This is a genomic window from Hyphococcus sp. (assembly GCF_041986965.1).
Lineage (GTDB): Bacteria > Pseudomonadota > Alphaproteobacteria > Caulobacterales > Parvularculaceae > Hyphococcus.
In genome coordinates this window covers 1,013,354-1,035,452 of sequence record NZ_JBHIXB010000001.1, presented here as the reverse complement: position 1 = coordinate 1,035,452, position 22,099 = coordinate 1,013,354, and the positions used below count along the sequence as shown (strand labels likewise).

Sequence of the window (22,099 nt, the reverse complement as noted above, 5' to 3'; positions counted from 1 at the left end):
CCGCTTGATTCCTAGCTCGCAAGCTGATTGAGCCGCGACATATCGTTTACAATAAGTCCGGGATAGTTACGTTGCGCGACGCCTTCTTGAATTAATGCGGCGACAGCGCCCGCTGCGGCGGCCTCATCAACGCCGGCGCGATCGGCAAGCTCGCGATGCTTTGGCATTTTCTTGATCGCCCAGACGCCACTGACGGGATCACGCTCAACGCATTCAAGCAGCACAGCATAGACCCGTTGTTCCGGCGCGGCTTGCGCGCCCATGGCGCGAAAGCGCTGCGCGACAAGCTGGCTTGAAAGAAAGACGGCGACATTGCGCATCAGGGACGGCCGGTTCGCCGCAAGCGACTTGAACTCCGCGGCGTCGACAAGAACGAGTGTGCAGTCTTTTTCGGCGGTGACAGCGATTTGCTGAAAGGTAGATGGGTCAGGGTCGGCGATCGCGATTTCAAGGCCGAAAACGCCGCCCTCGGACACTTCTTCAATCAGCATGGCGCCGGTGGCGCCGTCAGTGAGGGAAACCCTTAAGGCGCCCGACAGGACCACCAGAAATTCTGCGCCATCATATTGGCCAAGGGAGAACACGGTTTGGCCGGCGCTGTATTCGCGCGTTTCGCTCTGATCGCTCAGGAGCGACAGGACCGCGTCGGGCAAATCTTCAAAGGGCGCAATCCTGGATAGCGCCTGCGCCTGGGATGGGCCCTGCTCAGCAGGCTGGATCGATACTGCGGTCATTGCATACTCCACCGGTCTCCCCGCCTTACCAGCGCCCCTTTAAGCTCCGGTAAAATTCAGGCGCGTAAATGATTGCGATCCGCTGATTGGCCCGAATTCGGGAAGGAAATGCGGCGATTTCCCTTAAGTTTTCTTTGACACCTCGCGGCTAAGGTAAAGGCCGCTTTTGAGGAAGGACCATCCATGCGCAGGATTCTCATCGCCGCCGCTATTTTCGCAGCCACTACGCAAGTCGCCGCCGCAGAGCAGCTGTGGCTGACGATGGATCAGGTGCGCCCGTTCAAACTTGAAAACCCGGCGAAATCGATCGTCGTCGGCAACCCCGCCATTGCGGATGTCACCATTCAGGATAACGCCAATATCCTGCTGTTCGGCAAAGCGCCGGGCCTTACCAACATTTATATCTTCGACGAGAATGGCGAAGCGGTGAAAAATCTTGTCATCCGCGTGCGCACGCCAAGCTCCGACATGATGACCGTCCATCGCGGCGTCGCCCGCACGACTTACAACTGCACAACCAACTGCGAAGCGACCGTCACCGTCGGCGACGACCAGGCCCAGTTCGGCATCGTTTCGTCCCAGGTGCAGAACAAATATTCGCAGGCGAACACCCTGTCCCAGGACGGCGGCTCCAAGAACTAATTCCGCCTGAAACGGCATTCAACGGGCGCGCCCAGCTTTATGCTGGCGCGCCCGTTTCCATTTCAAAATTATAGATTTGCGGGCGCTCCTGCTGGCGCAGACTGACCCGGCACCAGACATCAATATCGCGCGCGGTGCGCTCATTCGGCGGCGTCTTGTCTGCGAGCACGATATTGGCGATGAGACGCGCGGCGCCGTCGCCGCGCCGCCCGACAACAATACGGCAATCCTTGATATGAGGATGGGCGCGCAAGGTTTCGGCGACCGCTTCGGGAAAGACGTTGACGGCGCCGATTTGGACGGCCCCGTCACGCCGGCCCGACAGAGTGAAGCTGCGCTCGCCTTCCCATGTGAGACGATCCATCGCCTCAACCTGACGCGCCTCGCCATCCGGACAAAGCCGCATCAGACCGTCGCCTTCACGCCGCCAGTGATCGAACAGAACAAACGCTTCGCTGGGGCTGTCGCGCCAGGCCATCAGGCCGGTTTCCGTCGAACCATAAAGTTCCCGCAGAACGCCGAATCCGCTTTTGCGCATATCAACCGCAAGTTCCGGCGTCATGGGCTCGCCAAAAGACACCGCGAGCGAATTATCCGGCGCCTGCAGCTCCTCCTGCATCATGTAGCGCCAAAGCGTCGGCGTCGCGACGAGCACATCGCCAAAGAGGAGGTTTTTCGACAATTCATCCGGTGTCATGCCGCGTGCGTCCACCGCTTCAATGCCCAGGAGATTTGGCGTCAGCACGGAAAGTTCGAGCCCCAGCAAGCTATGCGGCGCCACGAAGGATAAAAGCCGCCGGCGCCCGTAAAGCACATTCGCCGCCGCCGCCGCATCCTGATAGATGGCGTCGGCGCGATGAGAATAGGCGGCGTCTTCGTCATTGCGCGCCGCAGGCTTGAAGGAAAATGACGTGAGACCATCCTTAAGCGCCGCGGCGAGGTCATGCGCCCAGTCGGCGATCTTTTCGGCCGGGCGAGCCGCGAGATAATCAGCGTCAAGACCGAACAGTGTTGCGGCGCGGCGGGCGCAGGCGGCCTTTTCAGCCTCATCAAGAGACAGGCCGCCACGCCCCAACGGCGTATTTTGCGTCCATGACGCAATCGTCAGGAAATCCGCATGGCGATTGAACCGCCGCGACAGCTCATCGGCCGCCGCCGCGCCGATGACCCGGGCGATCTGGTCTTCGCTGAGAGAAAAGGCCTTCAATGCGCCGCCTCGAATGCTTCTATATCCGCCATCATGGCGGCTTTATAACGCGATTTAAGCTCGCCGATCATCGCCAGCGCACTTTCCGCCGGCGCCCGGGCGCCCGCCTTGGCCGCCGGCCGCAATCCGATCAGGCTGTTGGTGAGAAAAAGCGCCGAGGCCACAAGCTCCGCACTCTCTACGGGCGCTGCGAGAATTTCGATCCCCGCTTTTTCCGCTTCTTCAAGAACAATCGCGCGCACGACGCCCGGCATAGCGCCTTCCTCCGGCGGCGGCGTTTTGAGACTGTCGCCACGGATCAGAAAAACATTCGACGTCGACGCGCAGGCGACGCGGCGCGCCGAGTTCAACATGATGGCGTCATCCGCACCGGCCACCGTCGCCTCTTCCTTCGCCATGACGTTATCGAGATAATTCAGCGTCTTCCAACGCGCCGTGATGCTGTGTTCGTTTCTGCCATATTTGGAAACGATCACTTGCGCCGGCCCGTGATCGAGCGGCGCGGCATAGCGATTCAACGTAACCAGAAATGTCGGCGAACATTCCCCTTTCACAAAAGCAAGACCGCGCGGACCAACGCCGCGCGTGAGCGTGAGCCGCGCCCAGGCTGATCCTTTCGTCGCTTCATTGCGCGCCGCCAGTGTCGTCACCGCGTCGGCAAGCGCCCTTTCATCGATCTCGGCTTCAATCCCGAGCGCGGCGGCGCCCGCCCGCATGCGTCTTATATGCGCCGAGAAAAAGGCGGGCCGGCCATCCATCAAAAGGACGGTCTCAAAGACCCCGTCGCCCAGCAAGAAGCCGCGGTCGGCGATATGGATTGCCGCCCTGTCTTCCCTGATCTCACCATTCAACCAGAACGCCATCGCGTTCGCTCCTTACCTAACATTGCGCAAGAAAGTTATGGATGATTCGCCGCCCATGGGGCGTCAGCAGGGATTCAGGGTGAAACTGCACGCCAAACCAGGCGCGCGCTTCATGCGCAACGCCCATCAACTCGCCATCGGCGCTCCACGCCGTCTCACGCAAAGGCGCCCCCCTGGCCGGGACCGAAATCAGAGAATGATAGCGCCCGGCCATCATCGGCGACGGCGCGCCGGCGAAGACGCCGCTTCCGTCATGGCGAATTTCACTCGCCTCCCCATGCAAGGGCGAGCACGCCCGGCGGGTGACGCCGCCGAAAACCTCGACCAGACATTGATGACCGAGACAGACCCCCAACATGGGCGTCCTTTCATCGAGCGCTTGCAAAAGCGCCATGGAAACGCCCGCCTCCGCCGGCGTTTTCGGCCCCGGCGAGATAACGACGCCCGCCGGCTTCATGGCGAGACAATCATCGACGCTGACGGCGTCGTTGCGGACCACACATGTCTCGCGCCCCTCTTCGCGGATATAGCGCGCGAGATTGTTCACAAAGGAATCGTAATTGTCGATGACGAGGATCATGACGCATCCGCCGTCATCTCGTTCCGGCCCAGCGCGGCAAGCGCGCCGCGCGCCTTGACGATCGTCTCTTCATATTCGTCCTGGGGCTTGGAGCGCAGCGTCACGCCGCCGCCGACCGGCATGGTAACGCGCGCGCCTTCAACCATCAGAGTGCGGATCGCGACAGCGAAATCCATCGCGCCGCTATCGTCAATATAGCCGATGGCGCCGCAATAGGGCCCACGGCCGCGCTTTTCGATCCGGGCGATGGCGTTCATGGCCTCGATCTTTGGCGCGCCGGTGATAGAGCCGCAGGGAAAAAGCGCTGTAAAAATATCGGCGGCGCTCACCTCATCCTTCAACACACCGCTGATGCGTGAAACCAGGTGATGCACATTAGCGAGACTCATAAGCGCACAGACAGCATCCTCACTGATCGTTCCGTCGCGGCAGATGCGGGACAAATCATTTCGCAACAGATCGGCGATCATGATGTTTTCGGCGCGGTCTTTTGGATCTGACAAGAGCTCACGGGCGAGCCTTGCGTCCTCGTCAGGCGAGGCGCCGCGCGGCCGCGTTCCCTTGATCGGTTCGGCGATGATGCGGCGGCGCCCGAAAACGCCCGGCTCCACCCGGAAAAACCGCTCGGGAGAATTTGAGAGAACGGCGCCGCCTTCATATTGCAGAAAGGCGCCATGAAACGCATCGCTGCCTTCGGCGAGGCGGCGAAAAAGATCAAAAGGCGACACCTCACCCGACGCACTCGCGGCAAGCTGGTGAGATAAATTCGCCTGATAATAATCGCCGTCAAGAATGTTTTCGATCGCCGCTGCAACAGCCTCGCGATATTCCGCCGCAGTGAAATTCGACGACAACTCGCCGAATTGCGCCGCAGCAGGCGCGGGCAACTCGTCCGTTCCCAAGGCGCTGCGCAATCGCCGGCACGCCGCCTCATCGCGGCCGACAATAAAAGCCTTGCGTTTCACGCGGGAAAAAAGCGCCGCCGCATCATAGAGTCCAAGCGCCATGTCCGGAAAGGCAAACGGCGATGGCGGCAGATCAAAACAGGATTCGAAGAACCGCGCCGCCTCGTACCCCAAAAAGCCGATCGCGCCTGATATGAAAGGCAGGTCCGTCGTTTCGTCGAGGCGCGGTTGCGCGCGCGCGCGCAAAATCTCATCCAGCTTGGGGAATGGGTCGTCGCCGTTCTTTTCCGCGCGAATGACTGTCGCCGGAAAGGCCGCGATGATCGACCATTCCGCCGCCCGGGAACGGTCGCCGCCATGCAACAGATGCGCGTCCTTTTCGCCCGCAAGCGGCGCGAAAGCGGCGAGCGGCTCCCGCCAGTCGAGTTCCCACATGATCATGCATCATGTCGTAGCGCCCGGCCCGGCGGAAAGGAAGCGCCGGCAAGGCAGCCGCATGCGGCGCGGCGCGCAGTTTCCCGGTCCGCGCTGGCGCTCCCGCTATGGCGCAACAGCTCAAATCGGCCTAACGGCGATAAGCAGCGGTTGAGGAAAGGAAGCCCCGATATGGCCCAGGCGGCCGGTCACAGCATGGCCCGCACCTTTTACACCCTCGCGGTCGCCGTCCTGGTCGGGTTCATCGCCTATGTAGGGCGCGGCGTTCTCATCCCGTTTGTGGTGGCGGGCTTTCTCGCCTTCCTGATTTACACCCTGAAGGAAAACGTCAAACGCATCCCCGTCATCGGCAATTATATGCCTGACTGGGTCGGCTATCTGTTCGCCTTCGTGCTTATCGGCGCCGGCATGGTGCTGTTCGTGGAAATCATCCGCGCCAATGTGGAAACGCTGCTTGAGGCCTGGCCCAGCTATGAACGGCGCCTTGAAGCCCTGGCGACTGACGCCATCGACTTTGTTCGCACCAGCAGCTTTCTACCCGCAGAGCTGCTCGGCGGGGTTGAGCAGATTCAGCAATCGGCGCTCGGCCTGATCCGCCCGCTCCTGTCACAGGCGGCGGGGTCCTTGCGTTCGCTGACCTCGAATTTTCTCACCTTCATCACCGTCTTTCTCTATCTGGTCTTCATGCTGATCGAGCGCGGGCGCATCTTCAAGAAGATCTCGCTTCTGGGCGCCGATGACCGCCAGCGCCTCGCCATCAATGAAACCATCGCCGATATCGGCGTCATGGTGCGCCAGTATATTACCGTGAAAACCTTCTCCAATCTCGTGACGGCGAGCCTCAGCTATGTGATCTTGCTGATCATTGGCGTGCAGTTCGCGGGCTTCTGGGCGCTCTTGATCTTCACCCTCAACTACATCCCGATATTCGGGGCGCCGATGGCGATGACGCTTCCGGTGATGCTGGCGCTGGTGCAGCCTGACGGCGGCGGGTTGCGCATGGCGCTTATTACGCTGGTGTGCCTTATCGGCTCGGATCAGGTCATGGCGAATGGCGTTGAGCCGCGCCTTGTGGGGCGCTCGCTTAATCTGAGCCCGCTCATCGTCCTGTTCACGCTCGGCGTCTGGGGCAGCTTATGGGGCTTTGCCGGGCTTTTGTTGAGCGTACCCATCACCGTGACCGTGATGATCGTTCTGTCGCAGTTCCGGTCAACCCGCCCCATCGCCATCATGATGTCGGATAATGGCGAGGTCGCCGCAGTGAAACACGCCCCGCTCTCGCCCGCGCAAGAAAGCGCCTAGGAAAAAATCTTCTTCACTTCTTCGGCGAGCGCCAGCGCCTCTTCCTTGCGGCCGGAGCCGCGCCGCCAGGCGACCCCAATTTTCCGCGCCGGCGCCGGGTCGGCAAAGGGGATGACCTTGAGCCCTGCACTTCTGGCCAAGCCGTCCTTTACCGCCATGTCGGGCAACAAAGTGGCGCCAAGCCCGGCCTTGGTCATCTGCGCCAGGGTGAAAAGACTGGTGCCGCCAAAAGCCGCCGCCGCGTCGCGGTCGCGCAATTCGCAGGCGTCAAGTGCGTGCTCGCGCAGACAGTGACCATCCTCCAGCAGCAGAAGCTCACAAGTGGAAACTTCGTCGCGCTTCAGTGTCTTTTTGTCCGCAAGCGGATGATCCGGCGCGCAGGCGAACCAGAACGGATCGTCGCCGATTTCAACGGAATCAATCCCGGGAAGGTCATAAGGGAAGGCGAGGATCGCCGCATCGAGCAGCCCTGCAGAAAGCCGCTCGGCGAGGGTCGCTGTCAGATCTTCGCGCAGATAAAGCTCCAGCTTCGGGAACGCTTTTTTGAACGCCTTCGCCGCCCGCGGCAGAATGAAGGGCGCAATGGTCGGAATGACGCCCAGGGTGAACGGGCCCTCAAGAGGGCGCCGGCCGCTTGCGGCGCGGACAAGGTCTTCCGCCCCGGCGAGCAGGGCGGGCGCGCGCTCGGCCACTTCCTCCCCGGCCGGGGTGAGCGCGAATGAGCGGGTCGAGCGGTCCACCAGCTGCTGGTCCATCAGCGCCTCCATCTCCTTGATGGCGGAAGAGAGCGTCGACTGGGACACAAGACAGTCGTCAGCCGCTTTGGAGAACGATCCACGACGCACCAGGGCCATGAAGAACTGCAACTGGCGTAAAGTCGGTAAGGGCGTCATTTCATTGACCTTTTTTCATCGCCTAAATCGATATAATTCACAGATATAATCTATTTGATTAATTTTCCAAGAGCGTTAAGTAGTCTTTCGCGGCCCGCTGCGGCGGGTCTATCACCAGTTTCATTCATGCACGCAAAAAAGGAGACAGGCATGTTAGGCGTCGGCGACAAGCTTCCCGATTTTTCCGTTGTCGGTGTAAAGCCCGGCTTTAACACCCATGAGGAAGGCGGCCAGTCCGCGTTTGAAGACATCACGCAGGACAGCTTTTCGGGCAAATGGAAGATCATTTACTTCTACCCGAAAGACTTCACTTTTATCTGCCCCACCGAGATCGCCGAGTTCGGCCGTCTCAACAAGGAATTCGCTGATCGTGACGCTGTCGTCATGGGCGGCAGCTCTGATAACGAGTTCTGCAAACTCGCCTGGCGCCGCGATCACCCGGATCTCGACAAGCACCCGGCATGGTCATTTGCAGACACGACCGGCTCGCTGATTGACGGCCTCGGCATTCGCGCGCCGGAAGGCGTTGCGCTGCGCGCGACCTTCATCGTCGATCCGCACAATGTCATTCAGCATGTGACCGTGAACGGTCTCAATGTCGGCCGCAATCCGCAGGAAACCCTGCGCATTCTCGACGGCCTGCAGACAGACGAACTTTGCGCCTGCAACCGTCCGCTTGGCGGCGACACGCTGTAAGCCTTTCTACGAGACGCCGGAAGAGGCGCGCCTCTTCCGGCCTTTTTCACGGGCGATCATGACCAATTCAATGCTGGAACAGGCCAACGCCGCGCGGCTTAATGGCGACGATCAAACCGCCATTCGCCTCTGCCGCGACGTTCTCGCCCAAAGCCCTGAAAACGCCGACGCAGCAAGCCTTTTGGGCGTTTCGCTTGCTGAAACCGGCGACGTGCAGTCCGCCCGCCCCTTTATTATCCGCGCCCTCGAAACCGCGCCGCAAAACTGGCGCTTCATCTTGAATTACTCCGTTCTTCTGGAGCGCGAAGGCGACCTCGCCGCGGCGCGCACGGAAGCCGAAAGCGCCGCCGCCATCGCCCCCGACCGGTTTGAATGCTGGGGACGTCTTGGCGATCTCGCCGGCAAGCTCGAAGATTACGCCGCCGCCGCCGACGCCCTCGACAAAGCGCTGAAAATCCAGCCGCATCCGGTTTTAACGCTGCGGCTTGCAGGCGCCGCTTATGAATCCGGCCAGTATGACCGCGCCCTGACGGCGCTGGACGCCTTTGAAAAAACCGCGCCCGGCCATCCCCAGGCGCTGATGTTGCGCACTCATATCGCCCGGCGGAAAAATGACTGGGCCGGGCTCGCCGCCGCAGCAGAGGCCGCGCTGAACGCTGCGCCCGACGACGAAGCCCCGCGCGTCGCCCTCGCCTACGCCCATTCTCAAAGCGGTCATTTCAAAAAGGCCGTTGAAGTCTATCGCCCGCTTGTGGAGAAGACACCGGCGCAAGCCACCCATTTTGCGACTCTCGGCAAATATCTGATCTGGTCGCGCAAGCTAGAAGAAGCGGCGGAGTGCTTTCACAAAGCGCTCGCGCTTGAACCCGGTCATAGCGCCGCGGCGGCCGGACTTGCGCGTTATCTGAACTTTGTCGGCGACTTTGACGAAGCCGCGAAATATGCGCGCCAGGCGGTTGCAAGCGATCCCAACAACGCCGAAGCCTACGCAGAACTCGCCCTCGCCGCCGGCTCGGATTTAACAGATGATGAAATCGCACAGCTAAAGCGGATCGGCGCAGATGAGCGCCAGGGGCCGAAACATCGCGCCATGGCCTATTACTCCGCCGGCGATGCGCTGCATCAACGCAAAGACCGCGCAGGCGCATTTGAGGCCTGGGCGGCCGCCAACAAGCTGAAACACGGCATCGGCGAGATCGACGCGACCCTGCGCTACGATCCGGCCCGGCATGAAGCGTTTATCGACCGCATTATCCGCTTTTTCCCGACAGACATCGCACCCGCGCCGGGCGCGGCAGGTGGGCCGGTGCCGATTTTCATCGTCGGCATGCCGCGCTCGGGCACGACGCTGCTCGACAGCGCCATCTCCGCCCATCCGCAAGTCGTCAGCGGCGGCGAACTTCCCTATATGCCGTTCGCCTTGAATGAGTTTCTGGTCTGGGCCGACAAATCGGGATGGACTGGCGGCCCCGCGCCCGATGAGCTGTTAGACGCCTTCCGCGAGGGCTATCTCAAAGATCAACGCAGTTACGACGTCGCGCAGGCGGCCTACATCACGGACAAACAGCCCAGCAATTTTTTGAGCGTCGGCCTTATCCGTCAGGCTTTTCCCGAAGCGCGCATCATTCATATCCGCCGCAATCCGGTGGAAGTCGGCTTCTCCATGTATCGCCGCAACTTCACCTCGGGCTGGGTGTTTTCGAACGCGCTTGACGAGATCGGGCATTATTATTCGGAATATGCGCGCCTCACTGAACATTGGCGCGACACGATCGGCGAGAATTTCACTTTTGTTCAGTATGAAGATCTTGTGCGCAATTTCGATACCGAAATCCGCCGGCTCGTTGAGTTTTGCGGCCTCGACTGGGACCCTGCCTGCCTTGAATATTACAAGCAGGATCGCACGGTCATCACCTTCAGCGCCGCGCAGGTGCGAAAGCCGCCCTCGCCCGAACATCTGAATTCAACAGCGCCTTACGACGCCTATCTGGCGCCGTTGCGCGATGCGCTCGCCAATCGGGGCGTAGACCTCGAGACCGGCGCCCTCACTGCAAGAAAAGGAAAGGAACAATCATGAGCATCGACGCCCTAAGAGACCAGATTCCCGATTACGCCAAGGATATCCGGCTTAATCTCGGCACGCTTTCGAGCGAGACCGCACTGAGCGACCAGCAGAAATGGGGCGCCTTCCTCGCTTCGGCATTGGCGACAGGCAACAGCGTCGTCATCAACGCCATTGTTGAAGAGACCAAAGACAAACTCAGCGCCGAAGCCGCGACCGCCGCACGCGCCGCCGCAGCGATCATGGCCATGAACAATGTCTATTACCGCGCCACGCATTTGATGAGCAGCGATGAATATCAGAAAATGCCGGCCAAGCTGCGCATGAATGTGATCGGCAATCCCGGCGTTGAAAAAGTCGACTTCGAATTGTGGTCGCTCGCCGTTTCCGCCATCAATGGCTGCGGCATGTGCCTCGACTCGCACGAAAAGGTGGTCCGCAAGGGCGGGCTTTCCGCCGATCAGGTGCAGGCCGCGATCCGCATCGCCGCCGCAGTGAACGCCGCCGCCGCCGTCTTGCGCGCTGAAGCGGCGTAAACTTTCTTTTCTGACTTTATGCGGCGCCTTGAGCCTCTCAAGGCGCCGTTTTCATGCCCGGCGTTCTGTCTTGATAAGCCAGGCCGCCGGCATGGATTTGCCCTTGGGCGTCAACGCTTCGGGCGCGCTCACAAGAGCCCCGCCACTCGCCAGCTTATCTCTTGCGTCCTTGACGCCGCCGCCGTCAAGCGCGCTTTCGGTCATGGCCCGCATGCGCCCTTCATAAAGCATGACTTCGGCGCGCATGGCCTCGCACCAGCCGACAGCTTCCGCCGGCGCATAAGCCTGGCGCCGCGAGACAAGCCGGGAGACATCCCCAAGCAGCCGCGCCAGCATTTCTTTCGCCGCCACCGGCTCACCCTCAAGACAGGGTTTCAACGCTGCATAGATGGTTTTCAATTTGGCGACCGCGCCGTCATGGTCCGGACCGCGAATGGCCTCGGCCGCGGTTTCAAAGAGTCCGCCTTGCAGCACGGCGCCGAGCACCCGGGCGTTTTCCGCGCATTCGCGATCAATGCCGCCGCCCCGATAATGAATGATGAACTGCATGGCGCCGCCGGGCGCCAGAACGCGCGCGGCCTCCGTGAAGGCGTCCATTCCCGCATATTCAACGCCGAACTGGCTCACCACGATATCAAACCCGTCGTCCGCAAAGGGAAGCGCCGCGGCGCTCGCGGCGACGCCGTGGATGCTGGCGTTTTCCGGCGTCTGCTTTTGAGCAACGGCCGCGGCGGCCGAGGATGCGAAGTCGAGCCCGACCAACCGGGCCTTTCCGTTCAACGGCGAAAGACTGACCGTCTCGAGCGCGCGGTCGAGAATGACGCCGGCGCCGCAGGCAAGGTCGAGCAGCTTTGGCGCCGCCCGCTGGCCGAGCGCGTCCGTCAGGAAAGCGCGCCAGACCTCATCGAAAAGATCGCCGGGCGCATCCCCGGAAACCGCAGCGCGGCGCCCGCCGGCGGCGCTCCAGTAAGCCTCCCAGTGGGCCGAATGAGCTGTGGTCGGTGTTGGCGACATGAACGGGTCTTAGCGCGCCTCGGCGAAAAGGGAAAACCGGGATGGCCCGGCCTGGTGAAAACATCGCTGCGATTGCAGTGATCAAAAAGAAAACGGCGGGCCGAAGCCCGCCGTTTCCAGTCTCGTAATACTCGGATCGCTTAGAAGCGGACCGACGCGCCAATGAAGAGCTGGCGGCCGAGCGTTTCATACGTAGCCGGGAAAGTGTTCGCCTGTTCGTTGACCGTAGAGCCAAGGATCGGGGCGTCTTTACCGGTGATGTTCTGAACGCCGACGGTCAGGTCGAGGTTCTCGTTCACAGCATACTGAAGTGTGACGTCAACATAGTTGTACATGCTGATGTCATCCGACAGATCGCCGATCGTTGTTTGACCAGCCGGGAACACCGAAGGATCGATCTCGGTGCCGCCGATCAGACGCCAGCGAACAGACGTCGTGAGCGGACCAGTCAGCAGTGAGGTCTGCATGGTGTGCTTGTAGGTCGGCGTCGGCTCGTTGGCGATGATGCCGCAGTTGCCGGCGTAGTAACCAGCACATTCGATCGTCGGTGCAGTCGGCGTAACCTGGAACTGCGAATCGAGTGTGTAGTTGCCGTAGTAGACCATGGAGACAACGCCCACGTCAGACAGATCGAACGAGTAGTTCGCCTGAATGTCGATACCTTTGGCGCGGAAGCCCGCAATGTTGTCGACGAAGTTCTGAACCAGGAACGGAGCCTGGAACTGACCGGTCAACGGGTTGCGTGTTCCTGGACCGAAATAGGTGTCACAGGTGGGGATATCGCCAACGACATAGCACTGATCCAGAAGATACTGGAGCGGCGGCGACGAGATCGCATCATCAACTTCGATGTCATAGTAGTCGACCTGAAGGACGAGACCGTCGATCATGGCCGGCTGCCAGACAGCGCCGATGGTGATGGTGTCAGCGGTTTCAGCCGTGAGGTTCGGGTTGCCGCCGAACAGGGCTTCAAGCTGACCGGACTGCTGGAAGTCCGTCAACGGAGCCGGAACGCCGTAGGCCGAGCAAAGCGCAGCCTGGCCGTTGCCAGAACCGTTCTGACCTGTGGAGCACGGATCCTGAGCGCCCGGGAAGCCGTTGGTGAACGGCGAGAACAGTTCCGAGATGTTCGGCGCACGGGCCGCATGCTGGAACTGGCCACGGAAGCGAAGACCTTCCACCGGCACCCACTCGGCGCCTGCAGAATAAGTGCTCACGCCGCCAATCGACGAGTAATCGGAATAACGATACGCGCCGTTGATGGAGAGTTCTTCGATACCCGGAAGACCCTGAACGATCGGGATCTGGGTTTCACCGAAGATTTCGTAGACGTCATAGCGACCGGAAACCGGCAGCGATGCGTTGAAGCCGCGAACGTCAGGACCCAGAACGGAGTCTGGTTTGAAGTCAGCGAATTCTTCGCGGTATTCGACACCAACCGCGAGGCCAACGGATTCTTCAGCCCAAGGGAACTTGAAGCCTTCGAGCGTGCCGTTCACGACGCCGACGAACTGGATCTGTTCGACGGTGTTGGTGATGATGCCGGTACGGGCGATTGCCTGACCACAAGCTTCGCTGATGGTGTCGACACCGAAGATGTTGCACGACCCGTCAGTGACGCCAGCTTGCAGGCTGCTGAACGAGATGTTGCCCGTCTGGGTCTGCGTGGCGCTGGACCGGCCAAACTGGAAGAACGTGTCATACGACCAGTTCGGGGAAATGTCGCCGCGGAGGCCGCCGAGCAGCTGGAACGACGAGGTGTCGCGCAGGCTGTTACGTGGGCCAAGAGCGGAGTCATTGTAGCGGCGGGAGACGCTGATGAGGATGTCATCAACTTCGCCGTCGCCGTCACGGTCCTGAACGTCGGAACGGTTGACCATGATCGGGTTGCCGTCGCCGTCAAGCTCAGGGTTGCCCGCATTGTCCATGGACGGATCCGGATCGACATAGTCATAGGTCGCGATCAGGGCCGTCAGGAAGTCAGCCGGGATGTTCGGGTTGTCGAGCGGCAGAACGAAGGTGCCGCCGACCGGAGTCGCCGCCAGCTGGCTGTCGACCACGGACTGAGCGAAGATGCCGCGTGCATAGACTTCGACATGCTCGTTGATCTCGAACGTACCGCCTGCGTAGACCGAGTAGCGTTCCTGCGGCAGCTGGAGATAGTTCACCGGCGCGTAGTTGTACTGGTCCTGCGGGTTGACATAACGACGACCGTTAGGCGCGCCGTTGAAGGTCACGTTGTTCGAGCATGTGCCCGAAGGAGGCATACAGGAATAGAACGGCATGCCGTCCGGAGCGTCGAGGAAGCCCGGACCCTCGTCGTCGAGGTCAAACGGCTCCATGTCGTCATCAGGATCAGCGCCAAGCGTTTCGTTGTTGGTGTTCGCAAGCGAAACCCACTGACCGCCGAGCGCGTTGCCCGAACCACCGCTGAGGAACTCGGTTCCGCCAACGCCCGGATCGAACAGGGACAGAGACGAGAAGTCACGGTCGCCTTGGAAGAGCGCTTCACGATTGGTGTAGGACAGCGACATGATCGCATTACCGCGACCGTCGGCGAAGTTGCCGCCCATGGTCAGCGCTGCGTTGAAGATGTTCGCATCCCAGCCAGCCGCAGACATTTCGTTAGAAACGTCGAGCTGAACGCCTTCGAAGTCGTCTTTCAGGATGAAGTTGACAACACCCGCCATGGCGTCAGAGCCGTAAATGGCCGATGCGCCGCCGGTCACGATATCGACCTGCTCAACGAGCGCGGTCGGGATCGCGTTGATGTCGACAACAGCGCCCGGACCGGAAGCCACGTAACGCGAGCCGTCAACGAGGACGAGCGTGCGGTTCGTGCCAAGGCCGCGCAGAGAAACTGTCGCCGTGCCGTTGCCAGGGTTGTTCGACGTGGAGTCGAAAGCCGGCACAACTTGCGGCAGCGTGTTGAGGAACTGTTCCGAGTTGACGGTGTTGGTCAGAACCAGCTGTTCGGAATCGACGCGAGCGATCGGGCTGGGGGCAGCCAGGTCTTCACGCGCAATACGCGAGCCGGTCACGACGATGGTGTCGTTGCCTTCTTGAGCAACGGCCGGCATGGCTGCGGCAGCAGCGACGCCGGAAAGCATTGTGGTGCGCAGGAAACGCCCAGCAAGCCGCTTTCTTAACATTATGATTTCCCTCCGAGTTAAAACACACACGCGACTCCCTGCGGCAGCAGGGAACCCGCGTAATTCGCCCCCCCGAGATAAGGGCACGATGATCGCTGACGGGAATCCGCCAACTTGGCGAGAAGCTATGGCCGCCGGGATGATGAGGTCAACAAGCTTAAGACGCGGCCGCGCACTACACTTGCCAGTGTGGCAATATCACAACAGATTTGTTTAACAGAAGCTTAACTCAGCTTACCGAGGCGCAAGGTCGAAAGGCGCCGTGATGCGCGGACGTTCGGCGTCAAAGGGTTCGACGCCGTGCCACATGTAAGAGGGGAAGAAGATGACGGCCCCCGATTCCGGCTTGAACCAGCGCTCCGCTTCCAGTTTTACACCGGCGAGCCCGGTCGCCCCGAGGCGCAGAAATCCGGGCTTTTCGCCGCTCAAGACCTCATCGGGCACCTGGACGTAATAAGAGGCGCTGATCCAGCCTTTGGGGTGAATATGGTCCACATGGCCGCCGCCCGAGGCGAGCACCACCGACCACGCCCCCTGGCACTCCAGGTCTTTGGTTTTCCTCGATAAAAACGGATGATCCGGATCATCGGGCAGATCTTCCACATAGCGCTCCGCCGCCGCCAGCAATTGCTGTTTCAGGGTCTGGATCACGGGATGCGGCTCCAGCCATAAGCGGCCGACGGATTGCGTTCCCCCATAGAGCGTCTGCTCGAGCGGCCGGGTGGTCCCCCGGTGCAAGGGCAAAATCGCCTCGGCCAGCGCCGCATTGAAGGCCGCGAGATCGGGATAACCTTCGGGCGTCTCAATAAACATTTTCCGCGCGAAACGGTCATAGTCGTAAAAGCGCCGATAATCGGGATCGCCCGCCAGCCGCATGGCGTTGGCCTTGAGGGCGATGTGCTTTTGCAAATGCGACGGCGGCGCCTCCCGGTCGAGAAGCCGCACGGCCTCTTCATACTCTCCGCGCGCGAGGCGGGTCTCCACCAGCGCGTGCAGCGCGTCGAAATCGTCGGGCGCCGCCGCGAGCGCCGCTGAAAACATCTCAACCGCACCGGCGTGATCGGAGCGGCGCAGGCGAACAAGGCCGATGATGCGTTTCGGGACCGCGGCGTCGGGCTTCAAGGCGAGGGCCTCTTTCGCCGCATTTTCGGCGATCTCGGCAAGGGCGGCGGGATAGGCCAGCTCCGCCTTGAGCGTCAGAAGGGCGGCGTTCGGATGTTGCGCGATCACCGCATCGAGCGGCTCCAGAAAGCGGGCGCCGGCGCCCTGCTCCCACAACATGCGCGCAAGATCGCGATGGATGTCCACGCGCAACGGGGCCAGCGACAAGGCGTGGCGGTAAGCGGCGTCGGCTTCTGCGATGGCGCCGGACTGGCGCAGGGCGATCCCTAACTGATAGCGCGCCTCCGCATCGTTAGGCGCGGCCGCCACGGCGGCGCGGATATCCGCGAGAGCTTCCTCGACCCTGCCGATCTTGCGCAAGGCGGCGCCGCGGTTCACCCGTGCAAACAGCATGTCGGGCTTTATCGCCAGCGCTGCGGAAAACTGTTCCGCCGCTTCTGCGGGACGGCCCTGATCCTCCAGGAGGACGCCAAGATTGTTGAGCGCCATGGGATCTTTCGGCGCCCGGACAAGCGTGTCGCGCATCACTTTCTCGGCGCGGGCCGGATCGCCGCTTTTCCAGAGGGCGAGCCCGAGACTGATCCAGCCGGTGATGTAGCCGGGCTCCGCCGCGACCGAGGCTTCATATTCGGCGGCCGCTTCCTTGAACCGGCCCGCCGCGTGAAAGGCGTTCCCCTTATTGGCGATAATGACGTGGCGTTGCGGGTGCGCCGCCGCCGCCTGATCGAAATAGGGCGCCGCTTCATCAACCCGGCCCAGCCGGCCGAGACTCAGCGCTTTCATGTGCAGCGCTTCGGGATGGCCCGGCCATGCACGCAGCGCAGCATCGCTCGCTTCGAGCGCCGCATCGAAAGCGCCGCGCTGGAACTGGGCGGCGGCGCCCTGAAGCAACTGCATGAAATTATCGCTCATCCGTATTTCCCGGCCTGATTCTCAGCTATCCCTGACGCGCTAAGCCGACTTAGCATGTTGACGCCGCGACAGGCGCTGTGTGTAATCAACGCACGCCGCTCTTTGCGGCGCTTTTGTTCAGGAGATGACATGAACGCCGCGCCTTTCGCAATCCTCGCCGCCCTGTTCGTCGCCAGCGCCGCTGCAGCGCAACCAAGCGAATCCGAAGCTGTGGACGACGCCATCGCCTGCCTTGCGATCGAAGACGCGGAAGACCGCCTCGCCTGTCTTGAGGGCGCTGCAAAAACCCTGCAGGTGACGCGGATCGTTCGCGAAGAACAAACCGCCGCCGCTGAGGAAGAGGAAAAAGCCAATTTCGGCCTCGGTGAAACACGCGCGCCCAACCAGGTCGCCGAAGCGCCGGAAGACTTTGGCGACGAAGCCATTCCCGATGTTCAGCGCGACAAGGACGGAAAGCGCATCAAGGCGATCAACGCCAAAGTGGTCGAGATCCGCGTCAATTCACTCGGCACGGCGACGGTGTCGCTCGACAACGGCCAGGTCTGGCGCCAGCTCGATTCCGATGACAAGAAACTGCATTTCGGCAATAGCGAGCGGCTTCTCACCGCCAAGGTGAAGCGCAGCCTCTTCGGTAATTACATGATGACCGTGAATGAGCTTCACCGGACGATCCGGGTGCGCCGGATCAAGTAGGGCGAGCGGCTGTGCTCTCCTTTGAAGATAAATTCGTTTCTGTCCCCAGCGGCCTCAAGCTTCATGCGCGGGCTTATGACGGCGGCGAAAAAACGCCCGTCATTTGTCTTCACGGCCTGACGCGCAACGTCGCCGATTTCGAGGAGGTGGCGCCGAAGATCGCGGCTGCGGGCAGAAATGTCATTGCGCTTTCCTTTCGCGGGCGCGGGCGTTCCGAATACGACCCTGATTATCTGAACTATCACCCCCTCACCTATCGCGATGACGCTCTGGCGGTGATGGATGCGCTGGACATGCCGGAGGCGGTTTTCCTGGGTACGTCGCTAGGCGGCATCACCACCATGCTCGTCAATGAAGCCGCGCCGGAACGCGTCAAGGCGGCGATCATCAATGATGTGGGCCCGGAGCTTGCGCCGGAAGGCATCGCGCGCATCGCATCTTATGTGGGCAAGAACTCAGGTCCCGCAGCAAGTCTTGAAGACGCCGCCGCACGCATCAAGGCGATCAACGACGTTGCGTTTCCGAACGCCTCGGAAGGCGACTGGCTGACATTCGCGCGCCGGACTTTTCGTGAAACCGATGACGGCTGGGTGCTCGATTACGATCCGAATGTGGCGAAGGCGCTGGCGGAAGTCGGCGCGGCGCCGGATTTGTGGAAGCCCTTTGAAAGCCTCAAAAACAAACCGACGCTGATTATCCGCGGCGGGATCAGCGATCTTTTGTCGGCGGACATCGTCGCAAAAATGCGCGGCGTTCATCCCGACTTCGATTACGCTGAAGCGCCGAATATCGGTCATGCGCCAATGTTGACTGAACCAGCGGCGTGGGAAGCGATTGAGACATTCCTGCAAAAAATCGATTAAGTCTTAAACCGTGCGCCCGTGTATCCCGCATTCGGTTTTCGCCGCGCCGCGCCAGCGGCCCGCGCGCACGTCGTCGCCGGCGGCCGCGGGATGGGTGCAGGGCCAGCAGCCGATCGACGGATAGCCTTGCGCAATCAACGGATGCGACGGCAGGTCATGCGCCTCGTAATAGGCGTCGATATCTTCTTTCCTCCAGCGCACGAGCGGATTGACCTTGATATGCGCCGGCGAGGCTTCGAAGGCCGGCAAATGGATGCGCCCGCCGCCATGAAACTGTTTGCGCCCCGTTATCCACGCGTCGAATTCGTCGAGTGCAGGCGCCAGCGGCTCAACTTTTCTCAGCGTGCAACAGGCGTCGGCGTCATGCTTCCACAGATCGCCGGACGGATCGCGAAAGGTCAGCGCTTCTTTCGAGGGATGAATGTCGCGCACATCGGTAAGGCCGAGCCTGGCCGTCAGCTTTTTGCGGTAGCTCAGGGTCTGCGCAAAATGCTTGCCGGTTTCGAGAAAGATCACCGGAATTGACGGGTCGATTTCAGCGGCGAGATGCAACAGCGCCGCCGATTCCGCGCCGAAAGAAGAGACAAGCGCAATCCGCCCCGGAAACTCCTCTTTGATGGCGACGCGTAAAATCTCGAGAGCGTCAGCGCCGGCGTGTTTTTGCGCAAGCTGGCGCGCCCGCGCTTCCCGCTCGTCATTAGCGGGAATGTCGGGCGGCGTTTCCGCGCGGAGTGATGCCGATGCGCTCATGATGAAATTCCTTAAGCCGCCGCCGCCCGGTCGAGACGTTTACGCCAGACGGGCGCGAGGTCGTCCGCCGCCGGCTGATAGGCGAAAGAGAATTCCTCGAGCGCCGCGTTGGCGCCGTCGACGTCGCCCGTGAATTCGAACGCATCGACGCCGCAGCGCGCCATGAACAACAACTGATCGCGCAACACATCGCCGCGGGCGCGAATTTCGCCCGTATAGCCGTAACGCTCACGCAGGAGGCGGGCCTGGCTGTAGGCGCGCCCGTCCTTGAACGCCGGAAACTCAAGCACGATCGTCGAAAAACCGGCGAGGTCGCATTTGACGTCGGCAAGCGACGTGTCGTTGCTGATCTTGAGGGCTGTCGCATCCGCATGCTCCTGCGGATTGTCGCGCCAGTCCTCGAGCGAGACTTCCGCGAGCGGCTCTTCAAGCGCCGGCAAAAGACGGCCGCGGGAAAGTTTAAGCAGCTTCATAAAGAGCCTCCTTGAAAGGGTCTGCGCCGAGACGGCGATAGGTGTCGAGAAAACGTTCATTGTCTTGACGGTTCTGGCGATAGACGCCGACGAGCTTTTCAACGGCGTCGACAACCTGATCGGAAGAAAGACCGCGACCGGCGATTTCGCCGAGCGAGGCGTCTTCGGCGCCGGAGCCGCCGAGGGTCACCTGGTAAAACTCCTCGCCTTTTTTATCGACGCCGAGAATACCGATATGACCGACATGGTGGTGTCCGCAGGCGTTGATGCAGCCGGAGATTTTTATCTTGAGTTCACCGAGATCTCCTTGCGCGTCGAGATCGGCGAAACGCTCGGAAATGCGCTGCGCCACGGGGATCGAGCGGGCGTTCGCAAGTGAGCAGTAATCGAGCCCCGGGCAGGCGATAATGTCGCTCACAAGACCGATATTGGCCGTCGCGAGCTCCGCCGCTTTCAGCGCCGAATAGACCGCATAAAGATCGTCTTTCTTGACATGGGGTAGAACGAGATTCTGCTCATGGGTCGCGCGGATTTCATCGAGCGAAAACTCTTCGGCGATGTCGGCGACCGCCTCCATCTGCACATCTGTGATGTCGCCCGGCACGCCGCCAATAGGTTTGAGGGAAATATTGACGATGGCGTAACCCGGCGCTTTATGCGCGGCGATGTTGGTTTTAAGCCAGCGCGCAAATTCCTTGTCGCCCGCTTTTTTCTCCTCCAGCACAGCGCTGTCTTCAGAGAGTTTTTCAAAGGCCGGCGGCGCGAAATAAGCGTTGATGCGCTCCATTTCTTCACGCGGGAGATCAATGCCGGAATCTTTGATTTGCGCCCATTCCGCCTCAACCATCCCGGCGAATTTTTCAATGCCTTCGGCGTTGACGAGGATCTTGATGCGCGCCTTGTACATATTGTCCCGGCGGCCTTCGAGATTGTAAACGCGCAGGATCGCTTCGAGATAAGACAGCAAATATTTCTTCGGCAGGAACTTGCGGATCGTATGGCCCACATAGGGCGTCCGGCCGAGCCCGCCGCCGACGAGCACTTCAAAACCGGTCTCGCCTTCATCGTTTTTATAAAGGCGCAGGCCGATGTCGTGGACCTTCACCGCAGCGCGGTCGTGATCGGCCGCCGTGATCGCAATCTTGAACTTGCGCGGCAGGAAAGAAAATTCCGGATGGAAGGTCGACCACTGACGGATCATCTCGCAATAGGGACGCGGATCCTCAACTTCTTCCGCCGTCGCGCCCGCATATTGATCGGACGTCACATTGCGGATGCAGTTGCCAGAGGTCTGGATCGCATGCATCTCGACATCGGCGAGATCGTCGAGAAGGTCCGGCACGTCAACCAGGGCCGGCCAGTTGTACTGAATGTTCTGACGCGTCGTAAAATGCCCGTAACCGCGGTCATATTTGCGCGCGACTTCACCGAGGCGGCGCATCTGTTTCGACGACATGGCGCCGTAGGGAACGGCGACGCGCAGCATATAAGCGTGCAGCTGCAGATAGAGGCCATTCATCAGGCGCAAGGGTTTGAACTGATCTTCGGTCAGGTCGCCGGCGAGACGACGCTCGACCTGTCCGCGAAACTGCGAGACCCGTTCGGCGACCAGCGTCGCATCGAATTCATCATAGCGGTACATCAGGCGGCCTTTTGAGATTTTGCGGGTTTGACGCCAAGATCGCGCTCAACACGCGCAATCCATTTTAAAAGCGCCGGATAAGCGGCGAGATCGAAGCCGCCTTCGGGCGCAACACGCGTGTAGGCGACCAGCGAAATGTCAGCGAGGGTGAGCTTGTCGCCGACGAGATAATCGGATTGTGGCAGCGCTTCTTCCAGGCGCTTCAGCGCCGCAACGCCTTTTTCCATCAGCTTCGGATCAATTTCTGAATCCGACTTCTTCAGATAATGCTTATGAAACCGGCGCACGGCGATGGCGGTTTCATGGGAATATTGCTCCCAGAACAGCCATTCAAAAACTTTGGCGCGGGCGTAATCGCCTTTCGGAAGCAAGCCGCCTTTGTGAACGCGATTGAGATATAGAATGATGGCGTTCGACTGAGCGAGGGTTTTCCCGTCGGGCAAAACCACCGCCGGAACCTGCCCCGCCGGGTTCAGTTTCAGAAATTCCGGCGTGCGGGTTTCAGATTTCAAAACGCTGGTTTCGATCCAGTCATATTTGAGACCGAGGAGATCAGCGGTCCATTTCACCTTCAGGCAATTGCCGCTGATTGAATCTCCGTAAATCTTGAGCTTGGCCATGAT

General features: G+C 60.7%; 20 protein-coding genes. 7 read left to right on the top strand and 13 right to left on the bottom strand.

What is annotated here, in order from left to right; genetic code table 11:
• Positions 1–11: 11 nt before the first annotated feature.
• Complete coding sequence (locus tag ACFC5L_RS05155; protein ID WP_375201346.1) at positions 12–734, bottom strand: Crp/Fnr family transcriptional regulator; 723 nt, start codon at positions 732–734, stop codon at positions 12–14.
• A gap of 183 nt (positions 735–917) precedes the next feature.
• On the opposite strand from ACFC5L_RS05155, the gene ACFC5L_RS05150 reads away from it, so the two are divergent.
• Entirely contained in the window at positions 918–1,376 is a 459-nt protein-coding gene (locus ACFC5L_RS05150; RefSeq protein WP_375201347.1) for a pilus assembly protein N-terminal domain-containing protein, read from the top strand.
• Positions 1,377–1,413: 37 nt separating this feature from the next.
• On the opposite strand, the gene ACFC5L_RS05145 is transcribed toward ACFC5L_RS05150, so the two are convergent.
• From ACFC5L_RS05145 to ACFC5L_RS05130, 4 genes are read right to left on the bottom strand one after another with little or no spacing between them, the layout of a single operon-like run.
• Positions 1,414–2,583 carry a hypothetical protein gene (locus ACFC5L_RS05145; RefSeq protein WP_375201348.1) on the bottom strand — a complete coding sequence of 390 codons (1,170 nt, stop codon included), beginning with the start codon at positions 2,581–2,583 and terminating at the stop codon, positions 1,414–1,416.
• A complete protein-coding gene (locus ACFC5L_RS05140) occupies positions 2,580–3,446 on the bottom strand; it encodes an aminotransferase class IV (protein ID WP_375201349.1) in 867 nt (288 codons plus the stop codon). Before ACFC5L_RS05140 ends, ACFC5L_RS05145 begins: the two co-directional genes overlap by 4 nt.
• 16 nt (positions 3,447–3,462) lie before the next feature.
• Positions 3,463–4,026 carry an anthranilate synthase component II gene (locus ACFC5L_RS05135; RefSeq protein WP_375201350.1) on the bottom strand — a complete coding sequence of 188 codons (564 nt, stop codon included), beginning with the start codon at positions 4,024–4,026 and terminating at the stop codon, positions 3,463–3,465.
• Entirely contained in the window at positions 4,023–5,372 is a 1,350-nt protein-coding gene (locus ACFC5L_RS05130; RefSeq protein WP_375201351.1) for an anthranilate synthase component I family protein, read from the bottom strand. Before ACFC5L_RS05130 ends, ACFC5L_RS05135 begins: the two co-directional genes overlap by 4 nt.
• A 165-nt stretch (positions 5,373–5,537) precedes the next feature.
• Here ACFC5L_RS05130 and ACFC5L_RS05125 point away from each other — a divergent pair, with 165 nt between their 5' ends.
• Positions 5,538–6,668, top strand: a complete 1,131-nt coding sequence (locus ACFC5L_RS05125; RefSeq protein ID WP_375201352.1) for an AI-2E family transporter — start codon at positions 5,538–5,540, stop codon at positions 6,666–6,668.
• Here ACFC5L_RS05125 and ACFC5L_RS05120 read toward each other — a convergent pair.
• Positions 6,665–7,561 carry a hydrogen peroxide-inducible genes activator gene (locus ACFC5L_RS05120; RefSeq protein ID WP_375201353.1) on the bottom strand — a complete coding sequence of 299 codons (897 nt, stop codon included), beginning with the start codon at positions 7,559–7,561 and terminating at the stop codon, positions 6,665–6,667. The two genes, ACFC5L_RS05125 and ACFC5L_RS05120, sit on opposite strands and share 4 nt — an antisense overlap.
• Before the next feature lie 150 nt (positions 7,562–7,711).
• On the opposite strand from ACFC5L_RS05120, the gene ACFC5L_RS05115 reads away from it, so the two are divergent.
• From ACFC5L_RS05115 to ACFC5L_RS05105, 3 genes are read left to right on the top strand one after another with little or no spacing between them, the layout of a single operon-like run.
• Positions 7,712–8,257, top strand: a complete 546-nt coding sequence (locus ACFC5L_RS05115; RefSeq protein WP_375201354.1) for a peroxiredoxin — start codon at positions 7,712–7,714, stop codon at positions 8,255–8,257.
• 58 nt (positions 8,258–8,315) lie between these two features.
• Positions 8,316–10,334 carry a tetratricopeptide repeat-containing sulfotransferase family protein gene (locus tag ACFC5L_RS05110; protein ID WP_375201355.1) on the top strand — a complete coding sequence of 673 codons (2,019 nt, stop codon included), beginning with the start codon at positions 8,316–8,318 and terminating at the stop codon, positions 10,332–10,334.
• A complete protein-coding gene (locus tag ACFC5L_RS05105; RefSeq protein WP_375201356.1) occupies positions 10,331–10,855 on the top strand; it encodes a carboxymuconolactone decarboxylase family protein in 525 nt (174 codons plus the stop codon). Before ACFC5L_RS05110 ends, ACFC5L_RS05105 begins: the two co-directional genes overlap by 4 nt.
• A gap of 51 nt (positions 10,856–10,906) precedes the next feature.
• Here ACFC5L_RS05105 and ACFC5L_RS05100 read toward each other — a convergent pair whose 3' ends face one another.
• The 3 genes from ACFC5L_RS05100 to ACFC5L_RS05090 form a co-directional block, all read right to left on the bottom strand.
• Positions 10,907–11,869, bottom strand: a complete 963-nt coding sequence (locus ACFC5L_RS05100; protein ID WP_375201357.1) for a class I SAM-dependent methyltransferase — start codon at positions 11,867–11,869, stop codon at positions 10,907–10,909.
• A gap of 140 nt (positions 11,870–12,009) precedes the next feature.
• Positions 12,010–15,021, bottom strand: coding sequence for a TonB-dependent receptor domain-containing protein (locus ACFC5L_RS05095; RefSeq protein WP_375201358.1), 3,012 nt, complete (start codon positions 15,019–15,021; stop codon positions 12,010–12,012).
• Between the two features lie 234 nt (positions 15,022–15,255).
• Positions 15,256–17,055 (bottom strand): tetratricopeptide repeat protein, encoded by a 1,800-nt coding sequence (locus ACFC5L_RS05090; protein WP_375201359.1) that lies wholly within the window; start codon positions 17,053–17,055, stop codon positions 15,256–15,258.
• Between the two features lie 129 nt (positions 17,056–17,184).
• Between ACFC5L_RS05090 and ACFC5L_RS05085 the strand changes: the two genes are divergently transcribed.
• Together ACFC5L_RS05085 and ACFC5L_RS05080 are read left to right on the top strand one after the other, a co-directional pair.
• On the top strand, positions 17,185–17,748 hold the full coding sequence (locus tag ACFC5L_RS05085; RefSeq protein ID WP_375201360.1) for a hypothetical protein: 564 nt from the start codon (positions 17,185–17,187) through the stop codon (positions 17,746–17,748).
• A gap of 11 nt (positions 17,749–17,759) precedes the next feature.
• The gene (locus ACFC5L_RS05080) at positions 17,760–18,611 is read left to right on the top strand and encodes an alpha/beta fold hydrolase (protein ID WP_375201361.1); all 852 of its coding nucleotides are present in this window, start codon (positions 17,760–17,762) and stop codon (positions 18,609–18,611) included.
• Positions 18,612–18,614: 3 nt separating this feature from the next.
• On the opposite strand, the gene ACFC5L_RS05075 is transcribed toward ACFC5L_RS05080, so the two are convergent.
• Genes ACFC5L_RS05075 through ACFC5L_RS05060 form a run of 4 tightly spaced genes read right to left on the bottom strand, consistent with a single transcriptional unit; the run spans position 18,615 to position 22,096 of the window.
• Positions 18,615–19,361, bottom strand: a complete 747-nt coding sequence (locus tag ACFC5L_RS05075) for a phosphoadenylyl-sulfate reductase (RefSeq protein WP_375201362.1) — start codon at positions 19,359–19,361, stop codon at positions 18,615–18,617.
• A gap of 11 nt (positions 19,362–19,372) precedes the next feature.
• The gene (locus tag ACFC5L_RS05070) at positions 19,373–19,834 is read right to left on the bottom strand and encodes a DUF934 domain-containing protein (RefSeq protein ID WP_375201363.1); all 462 of its coding nucleotides are present in this window, start codon (positions 19,832–19,834) and stop codon (positions 19,373–19,375) included.
• A complete protein-coding gene (locus tag ACFC5L_RS05065; RefSeq protein ID WP_375201364.1) occupies positions 19,821–21,476 on the bottom strand; it encodes a nitrite/sulfite reductase in 1,656 nt (551 codons plus the stop codon). Before ACFC5L_RS05065 ends, ACFC5L_RS05070 begins: the two co-directional genes overlap by 14 nt.
• On the bottom strand, positions 21,476–22,096 hold the full coding sequence (locus ACFC5L_RS05060) for a glutathione S-transferase family protein (protein WP_375201365.1): 621 nt from the start codon (positions 22,094–22,096) through the stop codon (positions 21,476–21,478). Before ACFC5L_RS05060 ends, ACFC5L_RS05065 begins: the two co-directional genes overlap by 1 nt.
• Positions 22,097–22,099 lie beyond the last annotated feature (3 nt).

Coding starts and splice junctions, on each gene's coding strand:
- ACFC5L_RS05155 (WP_375201346.1), bottom strand. CDS start 734: ATGACCGCAGTATCGATCCAGCCTGCTGAGCAGGGCCCATCCCAGGCG.
- ACFC5L_RS05150 (WP_375201347.1), top strand. CDS start 918: ATGCGCAGGATTCTCATCGCCGCCGCTATTTTCGCAGCCACTACGCAA.
- ACFC5L_RS05140 (WP_375201349.1), bottom strand. CDS start 3,446: ATGGCGTTCTGGTTGAATGGTGAGATCAGGGAAGACAGGGCGGCAATC.
- ACFC5L_RS05135 (WP_375201350.1), bottom strand. CDS start 4,026: ATGATCCTCGTCATCGACAATTACGATTCCTTTGTGAACAATCTCGCG.
- ACFC5L_RS05130 (WP_375201351.1), bottom strand. CDS start 5,372: ATGATCATGTGGGAACTCGACTGGCGGGAGCCGCTCGCCGCTTTCGCG.
- ACFC5L_RS05125 (WP_375201352.1), top strand. CDS start 5,538: ATGGCCCAGGCGGCCGGTCACAGCATGGCCCGCACCTTTTACACCCTC.
- ACFC5L_RS05120 (WP_375201353.1), bottom strand. CDS start 7,561: ATGACGCCCTTACCGACTTTACGCCAGTTGCAGTTCTTCATGGCCCTG.
- ACFC5L_RS05115 (WP_375201354.1), top strand. CDS start 7,712: ATGTTAGGCGTCGGCGACAAGCTTCCCGATTTTTCCGTTGTCGGTGTA.
- ACFC5L_RS05110 (WP_375201355.1), top strand. CDS start 8,316: ATGACCAATTCAATGCTGGAACAGGCCAACGCCGCGCGGCTTAATGGC.
- ACFC5L_RS05105 (WP_375201356.1), top strand. CDS start 10,331: ATGAGCATCGACGCCCTAAGAGACCAGATTCCCGATTACGCCAAGGAT.
- ACFC5L_RS05100 (WP_375201357.1), bottom strand. CDS start 11,869: ATGTCGCCAACACCGACCACAGCTCATTCGGCCCACTGGGAGGCTTAC.
- ACFC5L_RS05095 (WP_375201358.1), bottom strand. CDS start 15,021: ATGTTAAGAAAGCGGCTTGCTGGGCGTTTCCTGCGCACCACAATGCTT.
- ACFC5L_RS05090 (WP_375201359.1), bottom strand. CDS start 17,055: ATGAGCGATAATTTCATGCAGTTGCTTCAGGGCGCCGCCGCCCAGTTC.
- ACFC5L_RS05085 (WP_375201360.1), top strand. CDS start 17,185: ATGAACGCCGCGCCTTTCGCAATCCTCGCCGCCCTGTTCGTCGCCAGC.
- ACFC5L_RS05075 (WP_375201362.1), bottom strand. CDS start 19,361: ATGAGCGCATCGGCATCACTCCGCGCGGAAACGCCGCCCGACATTCCC.
- ACFC5L_RS05070 (WP_375201363.1), bottom strand. CDS start 19,834: ATGAAGCTGCTTAAACTTTCCCGCGGCCGTCTTTTGCCGGCGCTTGAA.
- ACFC5L_RS05065 (WP_375201364.1), bottom strand. CDS start 21,476: ATGTACCGCTATGATGAATTCGATGCGACGCTGGTCGCCGAACGGGTC.
- ACFC5L_RS05060 (WP_375201365.1), bottom strand. CDS start 22,096: ATGGCCAAGCTCAAGATTTACGGAGATTCAATCAGCGGCAATTGCCTG.